At 34.6% G+C, this 23,923-nt stretch carries 22 protein-coding genes and 4 tRNA genes; 8 read left to right on the top strand and 18 right to left on the bottom strand.

The features are described 5' to 3' along the window. Window positions 1–8: 8 nt before the first annotated feature. A complete protein-coding gene (locus tag CVO_RS00545) occupies window positions 9–857 on the bottom strand; it encodes an ATP phosphoribosyltransferase regulatory subunit (protein ID WP_152300108.1) in 849 nt (282 codons plus the stop codon). After that, the gene (locus tag CVO_RS00540; protein WP_152300109.1) at window positions 858–1,970 is read right to left on the bottom strand and encodes a pyridoxal-phosphate-dependent aminotransferase family protein; all 1,113 of its coding nucleotides are present in this window, start codon (window positions 1,968–1,970) and stop codon (window positions 858–860) included. It abuts the gene before it with no gap. A gap of 125 nt (window positions 1,971–2,095) precedes the next feature. On the opposite strand from CVO_RS00540, the gene CVO_RS00535 reads away from it, so the two are divergent. Then, window positions 2,096–2,866, top strand: a complete 771-nt coding sequence (locus CVO_RS00535) for an undecaprenyl-diphosphate phosphatase (RefSeq protein WP_152300110.1) — start codon at window positions 2,096–2,098, stop codon at window positions 2,864–2,866. Between the two features lie 2 nt (window positions 2,867–2,868). Here the strand turns inward: CVO_RS00535 and rdgB are convergent, their stop codons facing one another. Beyond that, window positions 2,869–3,468: an RdgB/HAM1 family non-canonical purine NTP pyrophosphatase gene (rdgB, locus tag CVO_RS00530; protein ID WP_159569397.1), complete on the bottom strand. Its 600-nt coding sequence runs from the start codon at window positions 3,466–3,468 to the stop codon at window positions 2,869–2,871. A 108-nt stretch (window positions 3,469–3,576) separates the two neighbouring features. Here rdgB and CVO_RS00525 point away from each other — a divergent pair, with 108 nt between their 5' ends. Then, entirely contained in the window at window positions 3,577–4,893 is a 1,317-nt protein-coding gene (locus tag CVO_RS00525) for an MFS transporter (protein ID WP_152300112.1), read from the top strand. A gap of 36 nt (window positions 4,894–4,929) precedes the next feature. On the opposite strand, the gene infC is transcribed toward CVO_RS00525, so the two are convergent. Genes infC through ilvD form a run of 3 tightly spaced genes read right to left on the bottom strand, consistent with a single transcriptional unit; the run spans window position 4,930 to window position 8,954 of the window. Further along, window positions 4,930–5,421 (bottom strand): translation initiation factor IF-3, encoded by a 492-nt coding sequence (infC, locus tag CVO_RS00520; RefSeq protein ID WP_152300313.1) that lies wholly within the window; start codon window positions 5,419–5,421, stop codon window positions 4,930–4,932. 23 nt (window positions 5,422–5,444) lie between these two features. Next, on the bottom strand, window positions 5,445–7,253 hold the full coding sequence (gene thrS, locus CVO_RS00515) for a threonine--tRNA ligase (RefSeq protein WP_159569395.1): 1,809 nt from the start codon (window positions 7,251–7,253) through the stop codon (window positions 5,445–5,447). A 15-nt stretch (window positions 7,254–7,268) separates the two neighbouring features. Further along, entirely contained in the window at window positions 7,269–8,954 is a 1,686-nt protein-coding gene (gene ilvD, locus CVO_RS00510; protein ID WP_152300114.1) for a dihydroxy-acid dehydratase, read from the bottom strand. A 144-nt stretch (window positions 8,955–9,098) separates the two neighbouring features. Here ilvD and CVO_RS00505 point away from each other — a divergent pair. From CVO_RS00505 to CVO_RS00485, 5 genes are all read left to right on the top strand, one after another. Further along, window positions 9,099–9,173, top strand: a tRNA-Gly gene (locus tag CVO_RS00505). A 39-nt stretch (window positions 9,174–9,212) separates the two neighbouring features. Beyond that, window positions 9,213–9,299: transfer RNA gene (locus CVO_RS00500), tRNA-Leu, on the top strand. A gap of 22 nt (window positions 9,300–9,321) precedes the next feature. Then, window positions 9,322–9,395, top strand: a tRNA-Cys gene (locus CVO_RS00495). A gap of 36 nt (window positions 9,396–9,431) precedes the next feature. Next, window positions 9,432–9,520 (top strand) — tRNA-Ser (locus CVO_RS00490). Window positions 9,521–10,046: 526 nt separating this feature from the next. Further along, window positions 10,047–10,349 (top strand): hypothetical protein, encoded by a 303-nt coding sequence (locus CVO_RS00485; RefSeq protein ID WP_159569393.1) that lies wholly within the window; start codon window positions 10,047–10,049, stop codon window positions 10,347–10,349. 459 nt (window positions 10,350–10,808) lie between these two features. Here CVO_RS00485 and CVO_RS00480 read toward each other — a convergent pair whose 3' ends face one another. The 12 genes from CVO_RS00480 to CVO_RS00425 all read right to left on the bottom strand — a co-directional run bounded on the left by CVO_RS00480 (window position 10,809) and on the right by CVO_RS00425 (window position 23,316). After that, window positions 10,809–13,517, bottom strand: coding sequence for a hypothetical protein (locus tag CVO_RS00480; RefSeq protein ID WP_159569391.1), 2,709 nt, complete (start codon window positions 13,515–13,517; stop codon window positions 10,809–10,811). Next, entirely contained in the window at window positions 13,514–14,440 is a 927-nt protein-coding gene (locus CVO_RS00475) for an SIR2 family protein (RefSeq protein WP_159569389.1), read from the bottom strand. The genes CVO_RS00480 and CVO_RS00475 overlap by 4 nt, the downstream gene beginning before the upstream one ends. After that, window positions 14,440–15,765 (bottom strand): restriction endonuclease subunit S, encoded by a 1,326-nt coding sequence (locus CVO_RS00470; RefSeq protein ID WP_206672416.1) that lies wholly within the window; start codon window positions 15,763–15,765, stop codon window positions 14,440–14,442. The genes CVO_RS00475 and CVO_RS00470 overlap by 1 nt, the downstream gene beginning before the upstream one ends. Then, window positions 15,752–17,188: an N-6 DNA methylase gene (locus CVO_RS00465; protein ID WP_159569388.1), complete on the bottom strand. Its 1,437-nt coding sequence runs from the start codon at window positions 17,186–17,188 to the stop codon at window positions 15,752–15,754. The genes CVO_RS00470 and CVO_RS00465 overlap by 14 nt, the downstream gene beginning before the upstream one ends. Window positions 17,189–17,214: 26 nt before the next feature. After that, complete coding sequence (gene hsdR, locus CVO_RS00460; RefSeq protein ID WP_159569386.1) at window positions 17,215–19,596, bottom strand: EcoAI/FtnUII family type I restriction enzme subunit R; 2,382 nt, start codon at window positions 19,594–19,596, stop codon at window positions 17,215–17,217. 69 nt (window positions 19,597–19,665) lie between these two features. Further along, on the bottom strand, window positions 19,666–19,890 hold the full coding sequence (locus CVO_RS00455) for a hypothetical protein (RefSeq protein WP_159569385.1): 225 nt from the start codon (window positions 19,888–19,890) through the stop codon (window positions 19,666–19,668). Window positions 19,891–19,907: 17 nt separating this feature from the next. Next, window positions 19,908–20,828, bottom strand: a complete 921-nt coding sequence (locus CVO_RS00450) for a nucleotidyl transferase AbiEii/AbiGii toxin family protein (RefSeq protein WP_159569383.1) — start codon at window positions 20,826–20,828, stop codon at window positions 19,908–19,910. After that, the gene (locus CVO_RS00445) at window positions 20,818–21,588 is read right to left on the bottom strand and encodes a type IV toxin-antitoxin system AbiEi family antitoxin domain-containing protein (RefSeq protein WP_159569381.1); all 771 of its coding nucleotides are present in this window, start codon (window positions 21,586–21,588) and stop codon (window positions 20,818–20,820) included. The genes CVO_RS00450 and CVO_RS00445 overlap by 11 nt, the downstream gene beginning before the upstream one ends. A gap of 146 nt (window positions 21,589–21,734) precedes the next feature. Then, on the bottom strand, window positions 21,735–21,887 hold the full coding sequence (locus CVO_RS00440; RefSeq protein WP_159569379.1) for a hypothetical protein: 153 nt from the start codon (window positions 21,885–21,887) through the stop codon (window positions 21,735–21,737). A 72-nt stretch (window positions 21,888–21,959) separates the two neighbouring features. Then, the gene (locus tag CVO_RS00435; protein WP_159569377.1) at window positions 21,960–22,589 is read right to left on the bottom strand and encodes a hypothetical protein; all 630 of its coding nucleotides are present in this window, start codon (window positions 22,587–22,589) and stop codon (window positions 21,960–21,962) included. Between the two features lie 44 nt (window positions 22,590–22,633). After that, window positions 22,634–23,032 carry a hypothetical protein gene (locus CVO_RS00430; RefSeq protein ID WP_159569375.1) on the bottom strand — a complete coding sequence of 133 codons (399 nt, stop codon included), beginning with the start codon at window positions 23,030–23,032 and terminating at the stop codon, window positions 22,634–22,636. Next, window positions 23,032–23,316: a hypothetical protein gene (locus CVO_RS00425; protein WP_159569373.1), complete on the bottom strand. Its 285-nt coding sequence runs from the start codon at window positions 23,314–23,316 to the stop codon at window positions 23,032–23,034. Before CVO_RS00425 ends, CVO_RS00430 begins: the two co-directional genes overlap by 1 nt. Before the next feature lie 126 nt (window positions 23,317–23,442). Here CVO_RS00425 and CVO_RS00420 point away from each other — a divergent pair, with 126 nt between their 5' ends. Continuing rightward, window positions 23,443–23,691 carry a helix-turn-helix transcriptional regulator gene (locus CVO_RS00420; RefSeq protein ID WP_159569371.1) on the top strand — a complete coding sequence of 83 codons (249 nt, stop codon included), beginning with the start codon at window positions 23,443–23,445 and terminating at the stop codon, window positions 23,689–23,691. Window positions 23,692–23,923: the final 232 nt, after the last annotated feature.

The raw sequence follows: 23,923 nt of genomic DNA, 5'->3' as shown, positions 1-23,923 counted from the left end.
ATCCTCTTTTAATTCGCTTTTGTTTCTATCAATACATCTGTGTAAATTGCAAAACCTACAGAAGTTAGCTCTGAATTTTTGTATCTTCCGCCTCTTGCATAAACTTCGTTTTTATCTATGACTCTAAAAAACAGCTCATCATAATAGAGCATTTTTGCATAATATATCGGAGCTAGAACACTTTTTTTACAAACCATGGCATTGCATAAATTTTTCATCTTTTCCAGCTCAACTTTTATTTCGTCTGGAACAATCTTAAGCAACTCGTCTACTTGTTCTACATGTTGGAGATATACAAGTTTTTCAAGCCATTTCACTTTAAGATTTAATAATTTTTCTATATTTACATAACGAAAATCATCCAAAGTCAACTCATCAAACATCTCAACCAATATTTTGGGAATCACCATATTTGAAATTTGAACAAGGGGTTCTACTTCTAATTTATCAAAAATATCCGTTGCTATATTTAAAATTGATGATACTTTGCTCTCACCCATAAATTCTGCACCGATTTGATACTGCTCATCTGTAGGATATCGAAAAACTGGTTGGATATAAAACCATTTTTTATGTTCAGTATTTCTTCCTAATCTTTTCTCAATAATTCTAACAACATCTATAGTTGAATCCGCTCTTAAAGAGATAGCGTTGTTTTTTTCATCATTTACTTTTATAAGTTCTCTCTCATCTGCAATACTTTTATGCTGATGGTATGAAAATATAGGAGTGGCGATCTCCTCAAATCCCTTAGAGTACAAAATATCGCTAGCGATTTTTTCTATCTCTCTTTTTATCTTAGCACTATTGCCGAAGTAGAGTTTTGAACCGCTGGGAATTTCATGTTCTAGTATCATCTATTTACCAACTTTGAAGTATTTTTCATTAAAAATTCTATTTGCTGTTCCATCATAAGATCTGCGGCCAAGTTTTGCAAGAGCAAGTTCAATAGAGTTTACAACCCATGCCATCTCATACGGAGGAATCAATCCCATTTGATTTATTCGAAAAATTTTACCATTTAGATGATCCTGCCCGCCAGCTACATTTACTTCAAATTGATCTTTTAAAATTTTTCTAATTTGCGAAGCATCAACATCATCAATTGTCGTCATAGAGAGTGCAGGAGTTTTTGGATATATATGCAAACCTATCGCTTTTAACGCTGAAACAACAGCATCGGCACGAACTGCGGTCTCCTCATAAAGCTTATTCAGTCCGCCGTTTTTTTCGATAGTTTCCAAAATCTCCAAAAGACCGATAGTCAAAGTTGTAGCAGCCGTCCATGCAGTAGTATTTTTTCTTTGAGATTTTATCTCTGTAGCAAGATTAAAGTAGTAACCTCTTCCGTTTCCGATCTTCTCTATCGCTGCATTGCTCAAGCCAAGTATCGCAAGTCCCGGAGGAAGCATAAGAGCTTTTTGGCTTCCCGCTATAAGACAATCAATATTGCTTACATCAATCTCTTCAACACCAACAGCAGTAATGCCATCAGCAATAATCATAATATTGGAATTTATCTCTTTTACAGCTTTGGCAATCTCTTCAACAGGATGACGAAGTCCACCTGCTGATTCACTAACTTGAATCGCAATAGCATCGATATTAGAGTCGCTTTTTATCAATGCAACAACTTCTTCAACACTTACAGGAGTATCCCACTCATTTTTTATCTCAATATTTCCAAGTCCATGAGCTACAGCAATTTTTCCAAATCTCTCGCCAAATTTTCCGGAGTTTACATTTAAAAGAGTATTATGACACAAGTTTATAACAGCAGCTTCCATCGCTCCCGTTCCACTGGATGCAAGCATAACAACCTCATCACTTTTAAACAAATCAAAAAGATATTTTCTAGTTTTTTCAAAAATAGCTTCAAATTCGGGTGTGCGGTGATGCATCGTCTCATCACTCATTGCATTACGAACATTTTGGGGTACCGGGGTCGGTCCAGGAGTAAAAAGTAGCATTTAAAAATTCCTAAAATAGATTATTATTAAAACCACGCATTATATCCAAATAACTTAAATTGACACTTTATTTTTATGCTAGAATTGCATTGAAAATTTTAAAATTTTACAGGTCAAGGATTTTTATGACACTATTTGATTCAGTGATTTTAGGCATAATTGAAGGTTTTACGGAGTTTTTGCCTATCTCTTCTACAGGTCATCTTATAGTTGCAAGCCATTTTTTAGATATAGAACAAAATAGTGTAAACAAGGCATATGAGGTTATCATTCAATTCTCTGCGATTTTGGCTGTTATCTTTAACTATAAGGATAAATTTAGCATAAAAAAAATTGATTTGTGGATGAAAGTTTTTATTGCATTTCTTCCTTTGGCTATTATCGGCTTTATCTTCTCTTCACAAATAAAAGAACTCTTTAATGTAACTATTGTGGCAGTTATGTTTATTGCCGGCGGAATACTTTTTTTGATAGTAGAGAAATTTTTTATACATGAAGATGCTCATACAACCCACAGTGTTGAGGATGTCACCCTGAAACAATCTCTAATAATAGGTTTCGCTCAAGTATTCGCACTCATTCCCGGAACTAGTAGGGCTGGTTCCACAATTATTGGTGCTCTTCTTGTAGGACTCAATCGAAAAACAAGTGCAGAGTTTAGTTTTTTGTTGGCATTTCCAGTTATGAGCGCTGTTGCCGCTTACGATTTGCTAAAATATTATAAAGACTTTACCGATACTAATATTATGGTTCTAACAGTCGGTTTTGTCACATCTTTTATCGTTGCATATCTAACAATAAAACTATTTCTAAAATTTCTAGATAAATTTACCTTTGTCTCTTTTGGAATTTATCGCATACTTTTTGGAGTTATTTTATTGACTATTTTTCATTAGTTCTATAGAGTTTGCAAAATAATCTTCGCCAATTCAAGTGCTTTTGCACGATGTGACAACTGTTTTTTTATTTCATCATCTAATTGACCTAATGTTTTGTCGTAGCCTAAGGGGATAAACATAGGATCATATCCAAATCCGCCATCTCCAACAGCTTCTGCAACTACCTCTCCATACATCCAGCCATGTACTGAATATTCACCCTTATTTGTAACTATTGCTATTGCTGCTGTATAATGAGCAGGTGATTTTTTTACATTTTTATCTTTTATATCTTGAATAAGTTTATATAAGTTATCTTTATCAGTTGCGCCTTTTCTTGCATATCTTGCACTATATATCCCGGGTTTGCCATTAAGAAGATCAACACTAATCCCGCTGTCATCAGCTAATACTATAATATCTTCATATCCCAATTTTTCATTTAAAGCTTTATAAACAGCTCTTGCTTTTATAAGCGCATTCTCTTTAAAATCATCTCCGTCTTCAATTATTTCAAACTCTTCTAAAAGCTCACTATATGGAATCACCTCAAACTCTTCGCAAAGCGCTTTTATCTCTCTCACTTTCCCTTTATTTGATGTAGCCAATATCAATTTCACATCTTATCCTTATAATTTACTTTAAATATATGTTTTTTTCATCCACAAAGTTTCTGTAAACAATCTTTTTAATATAATTGCAAAATTATATAATATTTAAGGCAGATAATGTTTAAAAAAGTATTTCCTCTCTCAGCAATTCTTTCTCTCAGATTTTTAGGCCTCTTTTTAGTATTACCGGTTATTTCAATTTTTGCGCTTGAACTTGAAGGATCCACTCCTCTTCTTGTTGGTATAGTTGTCGGCGGTTACGCATTGACTCAAGCTCTTTTTCAAGTTCCTTTTGGAACAATGAGCGATAAAATAGGCAGAAAACCGACTTTGCTGGTTGGTTTGCTTATCTTCTTAGCCGGTTCTATTATTTGTGCTTACTCCAGTGATATATATACGCTTATGTTAGGTCGTTTCTTACAAGGTGCAGGAGCAATTGGCTCTGTTATCACAGCAATGATTTCTGATTTGGTTGAAGAGGAGATAAGGGGAAAAGCAATGGCAATTATGGGAGCATCTATAGCTTTGAGCTTTGCTCTTGCTATGGGCCTTGGTCCTGTACTCGGTGCTAAATTTGGTATTGCATCGCTCTTTATATTGACTGCTGTTTTTGCTGTTTTGGCTATTATTCTTCTTTTTACAAAAGTACCGACACCACCAAAAATCAAACATATATATCATGCAACAGCAAAAACTTCTGATATCCTAAAAGATCCAAATCTTTTAAATATGATTATTGTCAATGCGATGCAAAAAGGCTTAATGACTATCGCCTTTGTTCTTATACCTATTATTTTAACAAGCGATACATTTTCTTGGCAAAAATCAGATCTCTATATGGCTTATCTTCCTGCTATGGTTTTTGGCTTAGCCGCGATGGGTCCTGCTGTAATATTTGGTGAAAAACATAACAAACCAAAAGAGATATTTTTATTCTCTATTGTTCTTTTTATCGTTTCATTTTTAATTATGGGATTAACAACTTCAAGTATATTTTTTATAGTTGGAGTTGTGCTGTTTTTTATAGCTTTCAATATGATGGAGCCATTAGTTCAGTCTATGATAACAAAGTTTGCTAAGGTGCATCAAAAAGGAGCCGCTCTTGGTATTTCAAATTCTGTTGCCTATTTTTCTACATTTATAGGCGGTACATCGGCAGGACTCTTTTTGGGATTTAGTGACAGAGAAACTATTGGTGTATCAGTTGCAGCTATTGCGGCTTTATGGCTTTTATGGACATTGAAACTTCAAAATCCTACTAAATACTCTCATATTTATCTTCCACAAACAAGTGTAGATATGGATAAACTGACAAACTTTGAGCATAAGCATATTGCAGAGTGGTATATAAATGATACGGAAAAACTTGTTATTGTAAAATATACAAAAGATGCAATAGAAGAAGAAACTCTTAAAGCGGCAATATCTAAATAAAACATAATAGGCAAGAGAAAATCTTACCTATTATTTCTATTTTTGCGGAATTACATACATATTGTAGTAGCGACCTTCAAATTTTGGCGGTTTTTCCATAACAGCAATATCTTCTACCATAGGCCAAATTCTCAAAAGAACATCTTTAGCAGCTTCCGGATTTGCCATTTCGCGCCCTTTTAAAAATACACGAAATTTTACATGCTTGCCTTGTTCAAGAAACTCCCTTGCATGTTTAACTTTATATGCAATATCATTTTCTGCAATTTTCACGGAGAGCTTTATCTCTTTAACATCAATCTTGACCTGATTTTTTCTCTGCTCTTTTTGTTTTTTCTCTTCTTGATATTTATACTTACCGTAATCCATAATCTTTGCGACAGGAGGCTTTGCATCCGGAGCGATTAAAACCAAATCTAAACCCAACTCATTTGCTTTTTCCATAGCTTCATCAATTGAGACTATCCCTAAAGATTCTGCTCCATCTACATTACAACGCACCTCTGGTACACGGATATCGTCATTCATTATGACACGGTCTGTTTTTTTACTCAAAAATTTACCCCATTTATTTTAGTTTGGATAAGTGAAAGAAATTCGCTTTCACTTAAATTATACTGCTCTCTTGTTCTTCTATCGCGTATAGCAACAGTTCGAGATGCAACCTCTTCGTCACCTATAATTGCTAACATAGGTACTCTTGTCTTTTCTGCCGTTCTAATTCTTTTATTTAAAGAATCATTTTTAGAGTAAATTTCACTATCTGCTCCCAAATCTATCAATTTGTCTGCCAGCTCCTTCGCGTATTCGTTGTGCGTAGAAGCAATTGGAACAATTGCTACTTGAGTAGGAGCGATAAACATTGGAAATTCTCCAGCATAATGCTCTGTTAATATACCAATAAAACGCTCAAACGAACCTAAAATTGCTCTATGAATCATTACAGGCTGAATTTTGTCATTGTTCTCTCCATTATATTCAAGCTCAAATCTCTCAGGCAGATTAAAATCCAGCTGAATCGTTCCGCACTGCCACTCTCTGCCGATTGCATCTGTTATTTTGATATCAATCTTTGGACCGTAAAAAGCTCCGCCACCCTCATCAATCTCATAAACAAGACCATTTTTATCCATTGCATTTTTTAAAGCCTGTGTAGAAACTTCCCACACTTCATCGCTTCCGACTGCTTTTTCAGGCTTGGTTGATATCATCATCTTATAGTCAAACTCAAATGTGGACATAATTTTATCTACAAAATCAACAACTTCTATAATCTGCTCTTCGATCTGGTCTGCTCTACAAAAAATATGCGCATCATCCTGAGTAAACTCACGAACACGAAAAAGCCCATGAAGCGCCCCAGTCATCTCGTGACGATGTACTACACCATACTCAAAATATTTTAGAGGCAGATCTCTATATGAGTGCAGATCTTCTTCATATACTTTAATATGACCGACACAGTTCATAGGTTTTACACCAAACTCTATCTCATCTATGTTTGTAAAGTACATGTTTTCGCCGTAATTTTGATAGTGCCCTGATGTTTTCCATAAATCTGAACGAAGCATTTCAGGTCCGCGAACAGGCTCATAACCACGCTTGCGGTGCGCTTTAAAAAGCAAAGACTCTAATCTTGCACGAAGCCTCCCGCCTGCAGGAAGCCAGATAGGAAAACCAGCCCCTACCTCTTCACGAAATGTAAACATCTTCATCTCGGCACCAAGTTTACGATGGTCTCTTTTTTCAGCCTCTGCCATCATATCAAGATACGCTTTTAATGCCTCTTTATCTGCAAACGCTATACCGTATATACGGGTAAGCATCTCGTTTTTAGAGTCTCCGCCAAGATATGCACCTGCGATCTTTGTAAGCTTGAAGTATCTTATAAGCCCGATATTAGGGAGGTGCGGACCGCGGCAGAGATCTTCAAATTCACCCTGCTTGTAGATAGAGACCGTATCACTAGGGATGCGCTCCATAACTGCAAGCTTTAGATGGTCACCTTTAAACTTCTCTTTTGCCTCGCTCATAGAGATCTCATACTTCTCTATCTCGTACTTCTTTTTAGCAAGCGATAACATCTCTTTTTCTATCTTTTTAAGATCACCCTCGCCTATCTCTTCATTGGTTTTGAAGTCATAGTAAAACCCCTCTTTTACAGTAGGCCCGACATAGAATTTTGCATCAGGATAGAGTGATTTGATAGCTTGCGCCATAAGGTGAGCCGTTGAGTGACGAAGAACTTCTAAAGAGTCCGATGAGTTGTCCAAGTGAATCTGCTCACCCTCAAAACCAAGCTCTTTAGCAGTTTGCAAATCAATTATTTCACCGTTATGTTTTATTGCGATTACATTCAAAATATATTCCTTTTTTTACAATTCAGTTTTTAAAACTGCGCCGTTTGAAGCGTTTGAAACTAAAAGTGAATATCGCTTAAGCCATTTTGACGCAATCTCTTTTTTTATAGGCTTCCAGTGAAGACGGCGCTGTTCAAGAACTTCATAATTAACATTAAGTTCAAGTAGATGTTTATCAACATCAAGCTCTATCTCATCACCGTCTTCTATAAGTGCTATCAAACCACCTTCTGCGGCTTCAGGTGAAACATGACCAATACTAGCACCTTTAGTTGCTCCGGAAAATCTTCCATCAGTAATAAGTGCTACACTGCTTCCAAGACCCATGCCTTGAATAAGTGCCGTTGGAGCAAGCATCTCCTGCATACCAGGACCTCCTTTTGGACCCTCATAACGAATAACCACAACACTGCCAGGCTTTACTTTATGGCTCATTATTCCTGCAATTGCTTCATTTTGAGAGTTAAAACAGATTGCTTTACCTTTGAACTGTCTCATATTTGCTTCAATTCCGGCAGTTTTTACAACAGCTCCTTCTTCAGCAAGATTTCCAAAAAGAATTGAAAGTCCTCCTACTGGAGAAAATGCATTTTCATTTGTATGAATAATATTTTCATCTAAAATCTTAGCATCTTTTATGCGTTCTCCAAGTGTCTCTCCTGTTACAGTAGGATTGTCTAAATAGAGTAGCCCTCCTCTACGACTTACCTCTTTCATTACAGCATTTACTCCGCCTGCACGGTTAATATCATCCATATGAACAGTTGTTAATGATGGAGATATTTTAGCTATGTGTGCTACTTTATCAGCAATTTCATTGATTTGAGTGATATCAAAATCTACTCCAGCCTCTTTTGCGATTGCCAGCATGTGCAAAACAGTATTTGAACTTCCGCCCATAGCCATATCTACAACAAATGCATTATGAATAGCTTTTTCATTGAGCACATTTTTTAAATTATATTTACTATCATCAGCCTTTGCCATCTCTACAATTCTCTTAGCCGCTTTTTTAACCAGCTCAATTCTTGCAGGTGTCATTGCTAAAATAGTGCCGTTACCCGGGAGCGCAATTCCCATTGTTTCACACAAAGTATTCATAGAGTTTGCCGTAAACATTCCAGAACAGCTTCCTCCACTTGGACATGCATTGCATTCTATATCATAAAGCTCTTCATCACTCATTTTTCCTTCATTGTATTGTCCAACAGCTTCAAATGCGGTAGAGAGATCTATCGGAGTTCCATCCTTCTTATGACCCGCCGGCATCGGACCGCCTGAAACAAAAACTGTAGGAACATTTACTCTAAGTGCTCCCATAATCATACCAGGAACAATTTTGTCACAGTTTGGTATACATATCATTGCATCAAGTTTATGAGCATTCATAACAGTTTCAATAGAGTCTGCAATTATTTCACGAGAAGGGAGAGAGTAAAGCATTCCATCATGACCCATTGCTATTCCGTCGTCAACACCTATAGTATTAAACACAAACGGCACCCCGCCAGCTTCTCGAATAGCTTCTTTTACAATTTCACCATATTCGTGTAAGAAAAAATGTCCAGGAATAATGTCTATATAACTGTTTGCTATTCCAATAAACGGCTTATCAAAATCTTCATCTTTTAATCCTGTTGCTCGAAGCAGTGAGCGGTGAGGAGCCTTATCAAACCCCTTTTTTATGGTGTCACTTCTCATTAAAAATCCTTCAATCTATTATTGTTATCTTTTATTATAAGTATGATTATACCATTTTTTTTAAATTTTTTTACAAAAACTCTTTACAAACAAAAATAAAATGGCTATAATTCCGCTCACTTAAAAAAAATAAGTGTAAAAACTGCGGGAATAGCTCAGTGGTAGAGCACAACCTTGCCAAGGTTGGGGTCGCGAGTTCGAACCTCGTTTCCCGCTCCATTTTTAAATTATTAACTGTTAAAAAAGACACCCAACAATGCCCGGGTGGCGAAATCGGTAGACGCAGGGGACTTAAAATCCCCCGGTAGCAATACTGTGCCGGTTCAAGTCCGGCCTCGGGCACCATTGATTTTTAGATGTTTTGACTGGTGCCATCGCCAAGTGGTAAGGCCGCAGCCTGCAAAGCTGCTATCCCCAGTTCAAATCTGGGTGGCACCTCCAGTTATTGACTTAAAAAATCTTTTCAAATATAAATGTGGATCTTTGGCAGAGTTGGTCGATTGCACCGGTCTTGAAAACCGGCGAGGGTTATACCTCCCAGAGTTCGAATCTCTGAGGGTCCACCACTTTAAAATCCTTTAAAACTCCCTAAAATAGGCTTCCAAACAACACTTTAAGCTTACGAAAAAAACTTCATTGTTACCCTATTGCTACCCATCTTTTATAAATTTACTTTTTTTGGTTAAAATTTTTGTGTTCAAACATAGTAGTTTGACAAAATTGAAGTTCCTACTTTAAAAGTATAAAATGCATGACACAAAGAGAGAGTGAAGTCATAGTTAACACTTTCGGATTATGCATAATGAATTAAATTAATTAAGATGTAAACTTAGAAGTTTAGCGCAAAACAATAAGCAGAGTGGTTCTGCATTATATAATAAAAATAAGAAGAGTAAGTGCGACTCATGCAGGAAGTAGCCGACTTACTCTAAATGGAAAAAGACGAATTCGTATCTTGCTTTATCTGCGAATTTAAGAGGAAAACGAGAACTTAAATGTATATTGAGTAAGTTTGAAAGCACTATGAGCTTTAAAGTTTTTCTAATGATTGACATCTAGTTTAGACCCGAACTATCTTTAGTATTGATTATTATGGAAAATATTCCTAATGTCAATCAGATCATTATCGAGGAGATAAGAGATCTAAGAAAAGTTGTAGAGACTGCAATGCTTTGCAAATGCAACAAAGTTGATTTAACTGATGAGTTCAATATTAAGGGGCAAAAAAAAGCTGCCAAACTGTTAGACATCTCAGTAGAAACTTTGCAAGATAGATTAAAGGAGGGAAAAAGATTGAAAGAAAATATGCACTATCGTGTTAAAATCAGAGAGTCTGGTCGCAAGCGTTATTTCTTCAACCAAAGTGCCCTTCTATCTGTAAAAGGGCTAATATAGAGTATAGTTTACATTTGAACTAGATAAAAAACAAATGAATGAAAATCGAGAGGTTTTGCTCATATACAAGCAAAATTTATATATAAGTAAGTATCAAAAGTGATCATTATTTGATAACTGAAAAAAATTTAACTCTAAAAGTAAAAATCTGATAATAGAGACACTTCAATTTAATTAAAAAGGCTAGGACTAGCTACCTTAGCCTTTTTATCAAAACACAGGAATGGCTCTCTATCCCTAAAAAAATAAGCCAAGATCAAAGAACTCTCAAGTATCCTACAGCTGATATTGCATTATTTTCAGCATATTCTCGTTAGTATGATTGTCAGAACTTGCTACTATCAATAGATTATAAATGAGATTCAATGGAATTAAAGAGCCTTTGTCTTTTGTTCATCCAAAACTTTTTTAGGATCTTTGATAACCTCACAAGACAATTCATTTGGAATCTTTTATAATTTAGCTCTCATACTTTTTACTTATCTCATTCAAAAAATATATCCCTTTTTTTCTGTAGAGATTACAAATCATTTTAGCACTATCATTTTCACCAAGTTTATATAATAATTCAATAGTATTCTCAATCTGCTCTTGTTTATATGTCGGAAAAATATCGTTTGTAAGCATTTCTACATAAAGTGAACCAACATTTTTCGGACTATTTTGAACAAGTCTTTCAAATTCCTCAATGATAAAATAGGAGTTATGATTTTTCTCCGTATATTTTACAGTGAGTGTTAGATAAGGCAGGATCTCATCATCAATAGTATCTATAAAAACAAACCATTTTGATAAAGTTGAAAATATTGCCTGAGCACTATTTGAAGCATCTTCTCTTAATAATTCATATATGTTTTGCCATAGGATAAATATCTTTGTTCGTGCCTCTTCAGTAATGTTCTTTCTATCTACTTGCCACATAAATCTAATCAACTCAAGTATAGATTCTTGATCTTTTGACTCTATAACATCAAAGATTGTTTTATTATCTTTAGAAGAATTGTACATTATGCAAATATGTTGTATGACTTTTCGTTTTGCAGGATCAGATCTAAATTTGAATTTCAGTGCTTTTTCAATATGCCCATACTGTTTCAATTGTTCATATATGTCTGTATAAACTGTAGATGAATATAAAAAATATCCAGATATGGCAATCTCCCACAAGTCATCATTTTCTATAGGAAATATTCGGTTAAAATTATTATTTACCCACTCTTTATCCAAAAATTTTAGATTTGGTAAATAATCCCCAAGGATAGTAAATATAGACTTAGAATACTCGGTATTTTCATCAAGCTGTTTTGTGAAAAATTCTTTTATGTCATCTTCCCATTTTATCTTTTGAGAACTGTTTAATCTTCCATATCTCAATGCATAGTTAATAAGTGCATGCAATGCTTTGCCATTGATAGAATTTAGGACATAAGTACTCATATCATTATCATATTCTATTTGCTCTTCTTCCTTATGTTTTAGCAGTAAAAAAATAATCTCTTTTGCTTGTGGAAGATATTTTTTATCAAATGCGTTTTCATCACTTTTAGTGCCATACTCTATCAAACTTGCTATTTGACCTTTCAGCCATAATACATATTGCTCTTCTGATGCAAAAAAATCTTCATCCAATATTTTTAAAATAAATTCAAAAACTTTGCCCCACTCAAATTTTTTCTTTTCATTCCAAGCGTTTGTAAGACCATATATAAGATGATATTTATAGGTCCAATCAAGCTCTATAAACTTTTCCATCTTTAGTGAGTACTTACTTGGATCTTCTTTTACACAATCTGCTAAATCATTAGCCAATCCTTCAATAAGATCACTATCTCTAGTGAATCTCTCTTTTGCTTTTTTTGATGGATCGAATGTTTTGATTTCTTGGATAATTTCATCTACTGTTTTATTGCAAAAAACATCTTTCTCTTCTATAGGACTTTCATATCCAGTCTTCAAAGTCCAACCACTTGTCCAATGATCAAATCCTGGATGCCCTAGTTCAGAAGAGTTTACAACATTATATTTTTCATATAGCTCTTCTGCTTCTGTACTTGATGCTTTGATACTCCACAACCACTCTTTTTTCTTGTAGGCAGTAATACTCTCTAACTGCTCTCCAGAATAATATTTTGAATAATCCAAGCTTTCTATCCAAGCTATCAACTTTTCAAATTCATCTTCACTAAATTTGCCGTTCCTATCTTCCAAAAGTTTATAAAGTTCATGTTTGAAGGTAGTATCTATTGTATCTTTATAAGCATCAAACCAGTTCCAGAACAACTCTTTTAATACATCATACTTATTGTTGATAGTATGAAATGCTAACCTTTTAAAAATTGGATGTTCTGCATCTAAAAAATTTTCTACAAAACTTTTTACTTTATCTGCATCAAGATATTCTAATAAGTCTCTTGTAAAAGATATAAGCTGATTGTCATACCTTTCAGGAAAACTATTTTGAGGGTGATCTTCAATAGAAGCTATCCAGACATTATTAAATGCAGCCTCATCTTCCTCAATAACCTGTTCTAAAATGGATATTAATATCTCAAGCCCAGCTATATCAATCATTTCAACTATTGATTTAGAGTGTTTCTCTAAAAGGCTATTTAACCAATATTTTTCAAGTAATGGCTCTCTCTCCTGATAAGATTTCCCCTTATCTTGGATATCATAATCAAAAATAACCCTTAAAAGTTTTAAGATATATTCAATCATACCATTCTCAATCAGCATAGGTAAGACAATTTTTTCAATTTCACTGTTTAATAGACCGCTACCTCCAGAGTCTTTCAAAAGCATATGAATCAGATCAATATGTTCTAGTGTTATATTCTCCTTTGAAAGATTTAATAAAATTTTGACTATAGAATAATCAGTGTAATAATCATAACTTTTATGCTCTTTTCTATACTCAAAAAATGCATTGACTATATCTAGTAAAATCTTAGTAGTCTCACTTCTCTCTTCTTCTTTATTTTGCAAAGAAACTGTTTCTAAAAAACTCAAGAAAATTCTCATATCCTCTTGCGGTTTAAAATAGTTTTCTTTATACAAAGGTTCAAGCCAAACATAGAGATTTTGATATTTAGAAGCATTTTGAAAAAAATATTTTTCATAATCTGGATTTAACTTCATTTTTTGAATAGTTGATTCGATTTTATTCAAAGCGGATTCCTTAACACTTCATCTATCTCATCAAAATTATTTTGCAAGACATTTGTTGTGGTTTGAATTTGCTTTACCCACTCTTCTATAACAAGGGGCAACTGCTTAAACCCTTTTTTATCTTTTGAATATGGTATGAGCTTTACTTTCATCTGATCAAAGTACATCTGTTCAAAATCACAAAGTCTTTTTTCATGGGTATAGTATCCACCAAGATAAAAATAATGATTTTTACTAAGAGTAATATTTTTATACATATGCTCTAAGAGTTCAAATTCCCCAAGTCCGTAACCTACAAATAGAACCGTTTTGGTAAAAAGTGATTCTAAAAACTTTATAAACTCCTTGTCTTTGTATCTTGTAAAATATTGTTCGACCGTAAATATCAAACTAGCAGGTTCATTTATGCTTCCATGTATTTTGTACAGATTTTTATTTACAAGTTCAGTTCTTCCCGTAAACTTATTTGTTATGATATTTTGAGGGTTAAATATTTTATCTATGTGTCTGTCAGCGTTTGTAGTGACAAAGATACCATTTAAATTAAAGAGATCTCTGTAAGTTTTTAATTTTGGATTTGTTGGTGCAACTTCATTGTCATTTAATGACTCCCTCATCTCTTCCAAAAACAAATCATCATTTCCACTATCAGATAAAATTTTATTACATATAGTAATCACTTTTTTGCTATTACCGCTTTGATCAAGCATGCTTCTTAATTGGGTTGCCTCAAAGTTATTTAGTAATGGTTCATTTAATCCTAAAGTATTTTCGCATTTTCTGATTAAATTTTTTGCTAAAGTGACCCAATCAGCACAATCCAAATCATAAGACATGCCTGCACCTATAAATATCACTAGCTCACCTCTTTCGGCGGCTTGTTTTATTTGTGATGGTAATTCAGGTATCTCTATGATTTCCATCAGTTTTTAAATGCCTCTTTAAGTACGCTTTGCATTAGTTTTTCTGTTTCTATTTTGCTGTTTTGTACTTCAAGTTCCAGTGCATCACATGTAGCCATTAGTTTTTCTACTTTTTCAACTATTCGTTTTTGTTCTTCTAGTGGTGGAAGAGGAAATAAAAGTTCATTTAATATTCCCAAATTTATATTTTTTTGTGCTGTTGATGGTGCAAAACGAATTAAATCAGCTTTCGCATTCATAAGATAGTATGAAACATATTTTCTAGTAAAATCATCAAAAAATGATTGATAACCAACAACACTATCAGGGAAACAAGCATCAAAATCTAAAAATCCTATATCAGCTATATTTGCTGCGATAGTGATACATAAAGTACCTTTAGCCCATAATCTACTTTGTTCTAAGCCAATATCATTGTAATACGCTGTTGCTGTTGTTATAAAAAAATTATTCTTCTTTGCACTTGAAACATCCCCTGTTTGCACCAAAGGTATGTGACCATCTTTATATAATCTTTTATCGTTTCTAGGTCTATGTTTTGATTTTCCTCTTTCTAAAAGTCCAGAATCACCAAATCTACACCATACCCATCCATCTGGGAGTTCATAAGGTATTTCATGTTCGTCTATTGGCTGTAGAGGTTTTTGTTTTTTTATTTTTCCCTCTTTGATAAGCTTCTCTTTTTCGGTTTTTATCTTCTCCAGTAAAACTTCTGCACTTTCATCATTTGGATCTTGTGGGACTATCTTACCGCTTACTGCATCGCTGAGTATTGAGCTTCTAAGTTTGTTTATTAGTTTTGATTGTGTTTGAAGTTCTTCTAAAACTTTTGATTGTTTATTTTCTACAGATTTAATCTCATCTACTATTGATTTTTGCTCTTCTATATCTGGCAATAAAATATTTAGTTGCAACAGTACTTTTTCATGAATACTTTTTTGTGCCGAACCAGAAGCATTTAAAGCTTGTAACTGGTCTTGAAAATGATTAGTTTGTAAATAGTATTCAAGATACTCTGGATTTAAAGTCGGTTCAATTGAAAACATAGGCATATTTTCGGTTACTACACAACCGTGCACCTCTTTTGGAGCTATGCCATAGGAACCATTTTGAACACCTTGTCGTGTAAAAATGAAAGTATTAGGGTATGCTTCAAGATCTATAACAAATTGTCTCTTACGCCCAATATCTCTACCAAATTTAGTTCCACGAAATGAAACCCCCTTATGTATAGAAATAGTTACCTGTCTGTATTCTGTATCATCTTCAACAAAATGGTATATTTTGTATTGCTTTAAGACTTCTGAGAATTTAACCTCTCGCATTAGCTAAACCTCTTATTTCTTCAAGCAGTTCTACACTTTTGCTCATTGAAGCTTCGATCTTATCTATAATCTCATTTGTTGTAAGCTCTTCCTCTTCTTCACCCTTATGAGGATTTTTCACATCAAGATTAAAATTATTTGCTTTGATAGTATCTATACTCACTTTGTAAGCTTGTTCATTTTCAGCTCTATCGTTCCACCACTTTTTCAGTTCATCAAAATCTTGCAATTTTACTGGTTTTGTTTTTGTGTATTTTTTATATCCTTGTGGAAGTGGTTGTTCATAGTACCATATCTCTTTTGTTGGCTCACCTTTTGTAAAGAAAAGCAGATTTGTGTTGATGTCCGTATATGGAGCAAATATCCCGTTTGGAAGTCTTACTATGGTATGCAGATTACATTCTTCAAGGAGTTTCTCTTTTATCCTTGCCGTTACACCGTCACCAAAAAGTGTACCGTCTGGCAGAACTATCCCAGCTCTTCCTCTTGGCTTTAGCATCTGTATAAACAGTAGTAAAAACAGGTCAGCCGTTTCTCTTGTACGGTAAGTTGCTGGGAAGTTATTTTCTATCCCTTGCTCTTCCGTTCCTCCAAAAGGTGGATTTGCCACGATGCAGTCCACTCTTTCATTTGGAGTGATGTCTTTTAGAGGGTATGATAGCGAGTTATCATGTCTGATATTTGGTGTTTCTATATCGTGAAGTATGAGGTTTGTAAGACACAGCATGTAAGGGAGTTGCTTTTTCTCTATCCCTTGGATCGTATGTTCTAGTGTCTTTTTATCTTCTGCCGTTTTTACATCGCTTTTCATGATGTGGTTTATGGAGCTGATTAGAAAGCCTCCCGTTCCACATGCAGGGTCAAATACTTTTTCACCAAGTTTTGGATCAACCATCTGCACTATAAACTCTGTCACGGCTCTTGGCGTATAGTACTCTCCTGCATTTCCTGCACTTTGAAGATCTTTTAGTATCTGCTCGTACATGTCATTGAAAAGGTGTCGCTCGGAAAGGTTGTCAAAATGTATCTCTTCAAGTTTGTTTACCACTTGTCTTAGAAGTGTTCCGGACTTCATGTAGTTGTAAGCATCTTCAAACATCCCCTTAACAAGTGGAGCATAAGCGTTAGATGTAGTGATGTCAAGCTCTTTTAGCGTAGGAAAAAGCTCATTGTTTATAAAAAGCATTAACTCTTCACCAGTTAACCCCTCATCATCCGTAGCCCAACTTCTCCATCTAAGTTTTTGAGGGATCGGAGATTTATAATTTTCACTTTCTAGTTCAAACTCTTCTTCTTTTGCATCAAATACTTTTAGAAAAAGCATCCATACAAGCTGTGATATTCTTTGAGCATCTCCATCGACACCCGTATCTGTTCTCATAATGTTTTGAATTGATTTTACGATATTTGAAATATCTGCCATAATTTATTTGTTCCTTTTAAAATTGTTTATGATGCGTATAAATGTTGTTCTATCTCTTTGATGAGTGATTGATACCCAGCTCTTCCGCCGCCAAAAAGTTTTGTAAGTTCCGTCATAGTTCCGTACTCGTTAAATGGTGGCACTTTTAGCACTGCAATATCTTCGATACTCTCTATGCCTGATTCGGTATATTTGTCTAGAAGTGCGTTTATAACTGCTTTTGCTTTGTCTGAGTATTTATCAAAATAACTGTTTTGTTTTAGTTTTCCAGCTCGCTCTGCTCTTGTGAGTGCTGGTCTGTCAAATGCTATATGACATATAAGGTCAAACGGATCAAGCCCCTCTTTGCCAACTTCGCTCTCAAGCTCATCGAAAAACACACCTTGATCACTTAGGGCTTTGATGATCACTTCTTTTTGTTCTGCACTACTCCACTCTTGTAAAAACTCATCCAAACTTGCATAGGCTTTTTTGATGTTTTTACGGCTGTAATCCACAAGTGATTCTGTGATGAGCTTACCATTTGCTCCGATATACTGCACTCGTTTATTTAAAACTTTTACTTTCACACCGCTTACTGTGTGACGGGTAGGTTTAGAAGTACCCTCTTCGCCATCTGTTATAGAAATATCAGGAGTCTCTCCATATGGTTCACTCGGTTCATTTACTGTGTCGCTAAACTCTTCTGGCATCTCTTCATCTGGAGGTGTTATAGGGTCATCATCTTTTGGCTCATAGATTTGCACTGGATCACCGTCAAAATCTGAATCGGCAAAATGTCTTGTAACATTTCTAAAATCCATGATCGTAAAGTAGAGTTTTCCGTAAGTCTCGTTTATCCTAGTACCGCGACCTATGATCTGCTTAAACTCAGTCATAGAACCGATGTTGCTATCTAGTACAATCAGCCCTGTCGTTTGAGCATCCACACCTGTTGTCATAAGTTTTGAAGTAGTTGCTATGACTGGGTATGTAGATTCTGGGTCTATGAAGTTGTCTAGCTCTTTTTTTCCCTCATCATTGTCACCTGTGATACGCATAACATACTTTCGGCTCTCTTTTGCCATAGCAGGGTTAGCGTTTACAAGAGCCTGTCGCATCCTTTCCGCATGATCTATATCTACACAAAAGACAATCGTTTTCATATAAGGGTCATTTGCATTTAGATATTCAGTAACCTTTTTTGCAACAAGGTTTGTTCTTTGAGTAAGAACTAGATTTCTATCAAAGTCTTTAGTGTTGTACTCTCTGTCTTCGATCTCTTCACCCTTATCATCTGTTTGTCCGTTGTATGGTCTCCAGCCTTCCACATCTTTGTCTAACGACAATCTGATCACTTTATAAGGAGCCAAGAAGCCGTCATCAATCCCTTGTTTTAATGAATAAGTATAGACTGGTTCGCCAAAGTATGAGATGTTGCTCACATATTTTGTCTCTTTAGGAGTTGCCGTAAGACCGATTTGAACTGCACTATCAAAATACTCCAGTATCTCTCTCCATTGACTGTCTTCTGATGCACTTCCACGGTGTGCTTCATCTATGACGATAAGGTCAAAAAAATCACGGCTAAACTCTTTAAATATTTTTTTTTCTTCACTATTTCCAGTGATAGCTTGATAGAGTGAGAGATAGATTTCAAAAGATTTGTCGATAGTTCTGTTTGTGACTTTAGTCATCTTGTCGCCAAAGTGTTTAAAGTCACCTATTTTGGTTTGATCTACAAGTATGTTTCTATCTGCTAGAAAGAGTATTCTTTTGGCTTTTCTTGACTTGTAAAGTCTGTAGATGATCTGAAATGCGGTGTAAGTTTTTCCAGTACCCGTTGCCATCACAAGCAAGATTCTTTTTTGTCCTTTAGCAATAGCTTCTATAGTTCTGTTAATGGCATTTTTTTGATAATACCTTGGTTCTCTTTTTGGATCGTCGATGTAATAAGGGGAAAGTGCCACTTTTTCCGCTTCATCTTCCTCGATACCTCTGTATTTTTTGTATCTTTGCCAAAGCTCATCTGGAGACGGAAAATTGTTAAGTGAGATCTCTTTTTCAAGTACGCAATGCGTTAAGGTCGGATCATGCTCTAAAAAGCCATCACCGTTTGTACTGTACACAAAAGGTATATCTAAAATCTCTGCATAGCTTAGACCTTGCTGCATACCATCACCGATGCTATGTTTGTTGTCTTTTGCTTCGATGATAGCTATAGGAATGTTTGGTTTGTAGTAAAGAATATAGTCCGCTCTTTTTTGCTCACCTCGGCGTACCATCTTACCGTGAACATAGATGCGACCATTTGTAAAAAAGGTTACTTCCTCTCTAAATTGAGAGTGTAAATTCCAACCAGACTCTACAAGTGCTGGAGTAATATACTTTGTACAAATATCTCGTTCTGTTAAATTTTTCTTTGACATACCATAAACCTAAAATTATTATTGTTTTTTATATTATCATATCTTGCATAAAAGCGTTATTTTTTGCTTTTAAAAACCTTGTCTTTTGAGTTCTTTTGCAAACTCACTAAGCCCTTGCTCTATTTTTTCCATAGCCGTATTATTGCTCATTGGCACTAGCTGAACTATACCGTTGATGAAGTTGGTTTTAAAAATCTGTTCTGTCTCTTTGTGGATCACCATATCATCATAATCTTTGTAAAAATCATAGTTCTTCGTAAACTCTTCTTGCATTACAGTTTTAACTTGTTCCATTGCTCCTTCTCCTTATTTTAGATCTTTAGTGTATCTTTTAGCTTCTGTATAGCTTCAACTTTTTTGGCTTTTGTCATTTTCTCAAGGTTGAGCATTTTCCACTTTACAGATGGAAGTTCCTTTATATTCTCAAAAGGAAGCAAACTCCAGTCTGGATTTCCCTCTTTAAAACCTATCAAAAAATCACGATGGTTTTGGGTAAGTTTAGAACGAATTGTGCTAATTAACTCAACTCTGGTTGCTTCTAAAACTTCCAATGGCATTGGTTCTATCGGCATCCCTACAAATTGTTCAGCGTAAATTCTTTTGATCTCTATCAAGTTTGGTTGCAATAGTTTGGATATAGGTTGATTACTACTTATCAAGTACACTATAAACACATCCATGAGAGTATCGCTTATACCCTCATTGTCGAGCAGTCCTCTGACATCAAAAAAGTCTCTAGGGTGTTGTCTGTCAAGTGCTGCACACAGTTTTCCAGCATACAAATCATCCAAGTGAACTACGCTAGTCTCTGCAAAACCAAATTCCTCTTCCACCCTTGCCGATACACTGAGCACGCTCGGTTCTCTCACTGTTCCTCTGATCACTGGTGATGCTTCTATTTTGATACGAACACTGTTTTTTTCAACTTGAAGTTTAGAGAGTATTCCATCTCCTTGTTGATCTAGTCTATATACTTTTGCACCTCGCATTGAAGACTCTATAGAGCGAGCAATTCTTTCAAACGACTCGGCAATATTTTGAAGGCTTGTTTGTCGATCTTCTACTGGAAGATACATAAGGTCTATATCTACGGAGAGTCGTGGCATATCTCTTACAAACATATTGATAGCCGTACCGCCTTTGAGAGCAAAGCATTCCTCTTGTGAGACATAAGGCAATACTTCTAAAAGTAGCTGCACTTGTTTATAATAAATAGAATTTTTATCTAGCATGGTACTCCTTTGGTACTGTTATTAAAAACTCGTTGTCAAAGACACCGTTTTTTACTATCTGCATTCTGCCAACTCCAAGTTCTAAGCCGTCTGTTTTTATATGCTTTGCCCAAGGATGATTAAAATAGCTTTTCAGAAAAAGAAAAAGGCGTTTGACTCTTATATTTTCACACATATTTAAAAGTTCATTGACTAAAGATGGGCGAAGTGTTGTTAATCCCTCAAATATCTCTGCTACAAACTCAAAGCTAAGTCCATCAGGTTTTACTTGATAAAGAAGTTCCATGATAGCTCTCTCAGGAGAGGAGACCACCATTTCCCAATCTTTTATATTTGATGGTATGCTTTTAAGGCCTAGTGTCTCAAAATAGGGTTTTTTCATCACATTAAACTTTTGTTCAAGCTCTATGTTTTTAAACCATGCTGGAAGTTTTTGAGTGCCATATAGATATATAGTTTGCGAGTCATTAAGGGGAAGATAGTGAGCGTAGCCTTGAAGATTTAGTGCTGTTACGCCGCCGATGTGAAATGGTTCATGGCTAAGTTTTTGCAGTCCTAAAACAGCTCCCTGCCAAGATGGGTTTGCATCGCCTCTTATGTATGAGCCTCTTGAAGTTTTTTTAAGCCAACCGCTTTTAGTGTACTGATAAAGTAGTTGCATAGAATAGCCCTGCTCTGCAAGCCAAGAAGCTGGAGCGACTACCCCATCTGGTAACATTTGATATAGTTGTTTTATTTTTATATCATTTTGTAAATTCATAATTTATATTTTAGCTATATTTTAAAACAAAAGCAAGAAGTTTGTTTTCAATTTATATCTTTTTATAAAATATTAGTTTATAAAAGCAGTAATTTTAGAAACAAAAAGGGGAAAAGTGCAATTTCTAAAGCTGACATAAATACCTCCTAAAAAAACTCTCTCAAAGAGTCTCTAAATGGTTTGTAATATGTTGCAAGTAGTGCAACAACAATCATCATTAAAATAACAAACGACGCATTCTGCTCACCACGAAGTAATGCGAAAATAAACAGTGCAATTAAAAGCAGTAAAAACGGCATAAAAACCTCCTAAATGAAGCAATTTAATACACTCAAGTATCAGTTGGTTTCATATTTCTTTCCAATATCTCGTTAAGTTTCTATTTGTAAACTGATATGAACAGTAGGAGTAAATCCTTTCTTGAACATTTCAACATATGATTTTGGTGTTAAAATTGTTACATCACTATGAGTAATGTTTATATTTGTTGGTTCATAGCCTTCAAATGTCCATTTAAATACATTATTCTTCCAAATAAGATATTGAATAGAATCAATTTCTATCATTGTACCATTTGGCAATAAATGCATTTTATCTTGATATGTAACTTTTTGTTTCTTGTTGATTCTATCTCGATGAATAATTTTATCAATATTAGCTATACTTGTTGAATTATCAAGAAGTAAGCCTTGATTTGCTTCTAGCCATTTTTCTTTAAATTCATTGTATCTTGTTCTTCTACATTCTGCACAAGGACGATGCCCTGCTGAAAATGCTGTTGCTTCATCTAAAAAAAATAGCTCAGTATATTTACCTTTTGCCATTAACTCTCGTTTTCTACCTTTGAATTCTAATTGACAAGTCACCCAACCTTTTATTTTAAAAGGTGAAATAATTTCTTTTTCCTCATTATGGATAATGCCACGATTTCCAAGAAATGCACCTCTTGATTTTACAGCTTTAATTTCACCTTTTGGGTTAACTCTATTTTGTAATGGCATCAAAACATCCTTTTATAAGCTAACAATTGCTTAACATTATAACACTATTCTTTAACATAATAAACAGTATCGCCTATGGCTAATGTAAATTTCCAACCGTTTTTTATAGCATCTTCTCTCAGCCAAGTTTTTGGTTTATCAAAATCATCACTCTTGCAATTTCCTAAATAGTTTTGAAATCTATTTGACTCAAGACACCTCATGACCTTTTGAGAATTTTTTACCTTTTTAAAAGTCACATAAAATGAATGTTTATTAACTGCAATCCAACCATCTTGTAAAATGTCTATAACTTCAAAGAGCTTATTGCTTGGTTTGCATTTTAAATATTCATAAGTCATAGTTGAAGTTTCACAATCGATTATTCTTCCTATATCATCAGCATGTAGATGGGAATTTCCAAAAAAATATGTCAATAGTAAAAAGAGATAAACTTTCGACACTACCATCTTCCTCCAGTAGTGTCATACATCGCCCAAAAATTTGCTTGTCGGTTGTAATACGCATTTGTTCTACCATTTTTGGCTGGTTTGAACCACGAAAATACAAACGGCATCCATACAACAATATGTGCAAAAGTATTGTCATGTACGCTGTTTATAAACTCAACCATTGCATTATAATCTTCGATGATCCAGTAACCTGCCAAAATAGATAATAAGATGGCTACAAATGTCAAATATCCAACAATCAGTCTTGCTATTACATTTGCGAAATACTCTGCCATTTTTTGCTCCTGAAATATTATTTTTACATCAAATAATAACTCAAATTAACTTACTAAACACTTATAAGTGTTTGTTAGATTTTAGCCATATAGCTATCATCTTTGAAAACTTATAGGTGTTTAGTATTGGAAAAAAATATAGATAAATTTTTAGATGAAATTGTTCTAAAAGTAAAAGAGGAAAGAGTAAAAAGAAATATTAGCCAATTGGCTCTTGCTCAAATTCTAGGACATAAATCTCCCAACTATATTGCAAAAATTGAAACTAGAAAACATGATGTAAGTTACAACCTCTCTCACCTATATAAAATAGCTTATGAATTTGGCATCGAAGTAACTGATCTTATACCTCCTATACAAACCCCGTTAAAATGATTTTGTCCGAGACTATTCACTGTCGTTCATATATAGGCTAATTTCATCCCCTGAAAGGGACAAGTTCTTTGTATTATATATTACTCGTTTTTGTCCTCTACGAGAAAATCGTTACAAAAGAACATCTCAAAAGCACCTATTTTAAGGACTTTACTCAAAGTGTTCAAAAAAAATCCTTACTCAATTTAATAAAATTTGATAAAAAATTGTCCCTTGAGAAAAAATCGTCACT

The organism is Sulfurimonas sp. CVO, from assembly GCF_009883775.1.
GTDB classification, from domain to species: domain Bacteria; phylum Campylobacterota; class Campylobacteria; order Campylobacterales; family Sulfurimonadaceae; genus Sulfurimonas; species Sulfurimonas xiamenensis.
The sequence above is the reverse complement of the archived record's forward strand: the minus strand, read 5'-3'. Positions and strand labels throughout refer to the sequence as shown.

Bases quoted from the DNA above. Each gene is read 5' to 3' on its own strand.
- CVO_RS00450 (WP_159569383.1), bottom strand. From the start codon at position 20,828: ATGCTAGATAAAAATTCTATTTATTATAAACAAGTGCAGCTACTTTTA.
- CVO_RS00465 (WP_159569388.1), bottom strand. From the start codon at position 17,188: ATGGCAGATATTTCAAATATCGTAAAATCAATTCAAAACATTATGAGA.
- CVO_RS00425 (WP_159569373.1), bottom strand. From the start codon at position 23,316: ATGGCAGAGTATTTCGCAAATGTAATAGCAAGACTGATTGTTGGATAT.
- CVO_RS00545 (WP_152300108.1), bottom strand. From the start codon at position 857: ATGATACTAGAACATGAAATTCCCAGCGGTTCAAAACTCTACTTCGGC.
- CVO_RS00525 (WP_152300112.1), top strand. From the start codon at position 3,577: ATGTTTAAAAAAGTATTTCCTCTCTCAGCAATTCTTTCTCTCAGATTT.
- CVO_RS00455 (WP_159569385.1), bottom strand. From the start codon at position 19,890: ATGGAACAAGTTAAAACTGTAATGCAAGAAGAGTTTACGAAGAACTAT.
- CVO_RS00470 (WP_206672416.1), bottom strand. From the start codon at position 15,765: ATGCGAGAGGTTAAATTCTCAGAAGTCTTAAAGCAATACAAAATATAC.
- CVO_RS00535 (WP_152300110.1), top strand. From the start codon at position 2,096: ATGACACTATTTGATTCAGTGATTTTAGGCATAATTGAAGGTTTTACG.
- hsdR (WP_159569386.1), bottom strand. From the start codon at position 19,596: ATGTCAAAGAAAAATTTAACAGAACGAGATATTTGTACAAAGTATATT.
- CVO_RS00445 (WP_159569381.1), bottom strand. From the start codon at position 21,588: ATGAATTTACAAAATGATATAAAAATAAAACAACTATATCAAATGTTA.
- CVO_RS00540 (WP_152300109.1), bottom strand. From the start codon at position 1,970: ATGCTACTTTTTACTCCTGGACCGACCCCGGTACCCCAAAATGTTCGT.
- CVO_RS00485 (WP_159569393.1), top strand. From the start codon at position 10,047: ATGGAAAATATTCCTAATGTCAATCAGATCATTATCGAGGAGATAAGA.
- CVO_RS00440 (WP_159569379.1), bottom strand. From the start codon at position 21,887: ATGCCGTTTTTACTGCTTTTAATTGCACTGTTTATTTTCGCATTACTT.
- infC (WP_152300313.1), bottom strand. From the start codon at position 5,421: ATGAATGACGATATCCGTGTACCAGAGGTGCGTTGTAATGTAGATGGA.
- CVO_RS00435 (WP_159569377.1), bottom strand. From the start codon at position 22,589: ATGCCATTACAAAATAGAGTTAACCCAAAAGGTGAAATTAAAGCTGTA.
- CVO_RS00475 (WP_159569389.1), bottom strand. From the start codon at position 14,440: ATGGAAATCATAGAGATACCTGAATTACCATCACAAATAAAACAAGCC.
- ilvD (WP_152300114.1), bottom strand. From the start codon at position 8,954: ATGAGAAGTGACACCATAAAAAAGGGGTTTGATAAGGCTCCTCACCGC.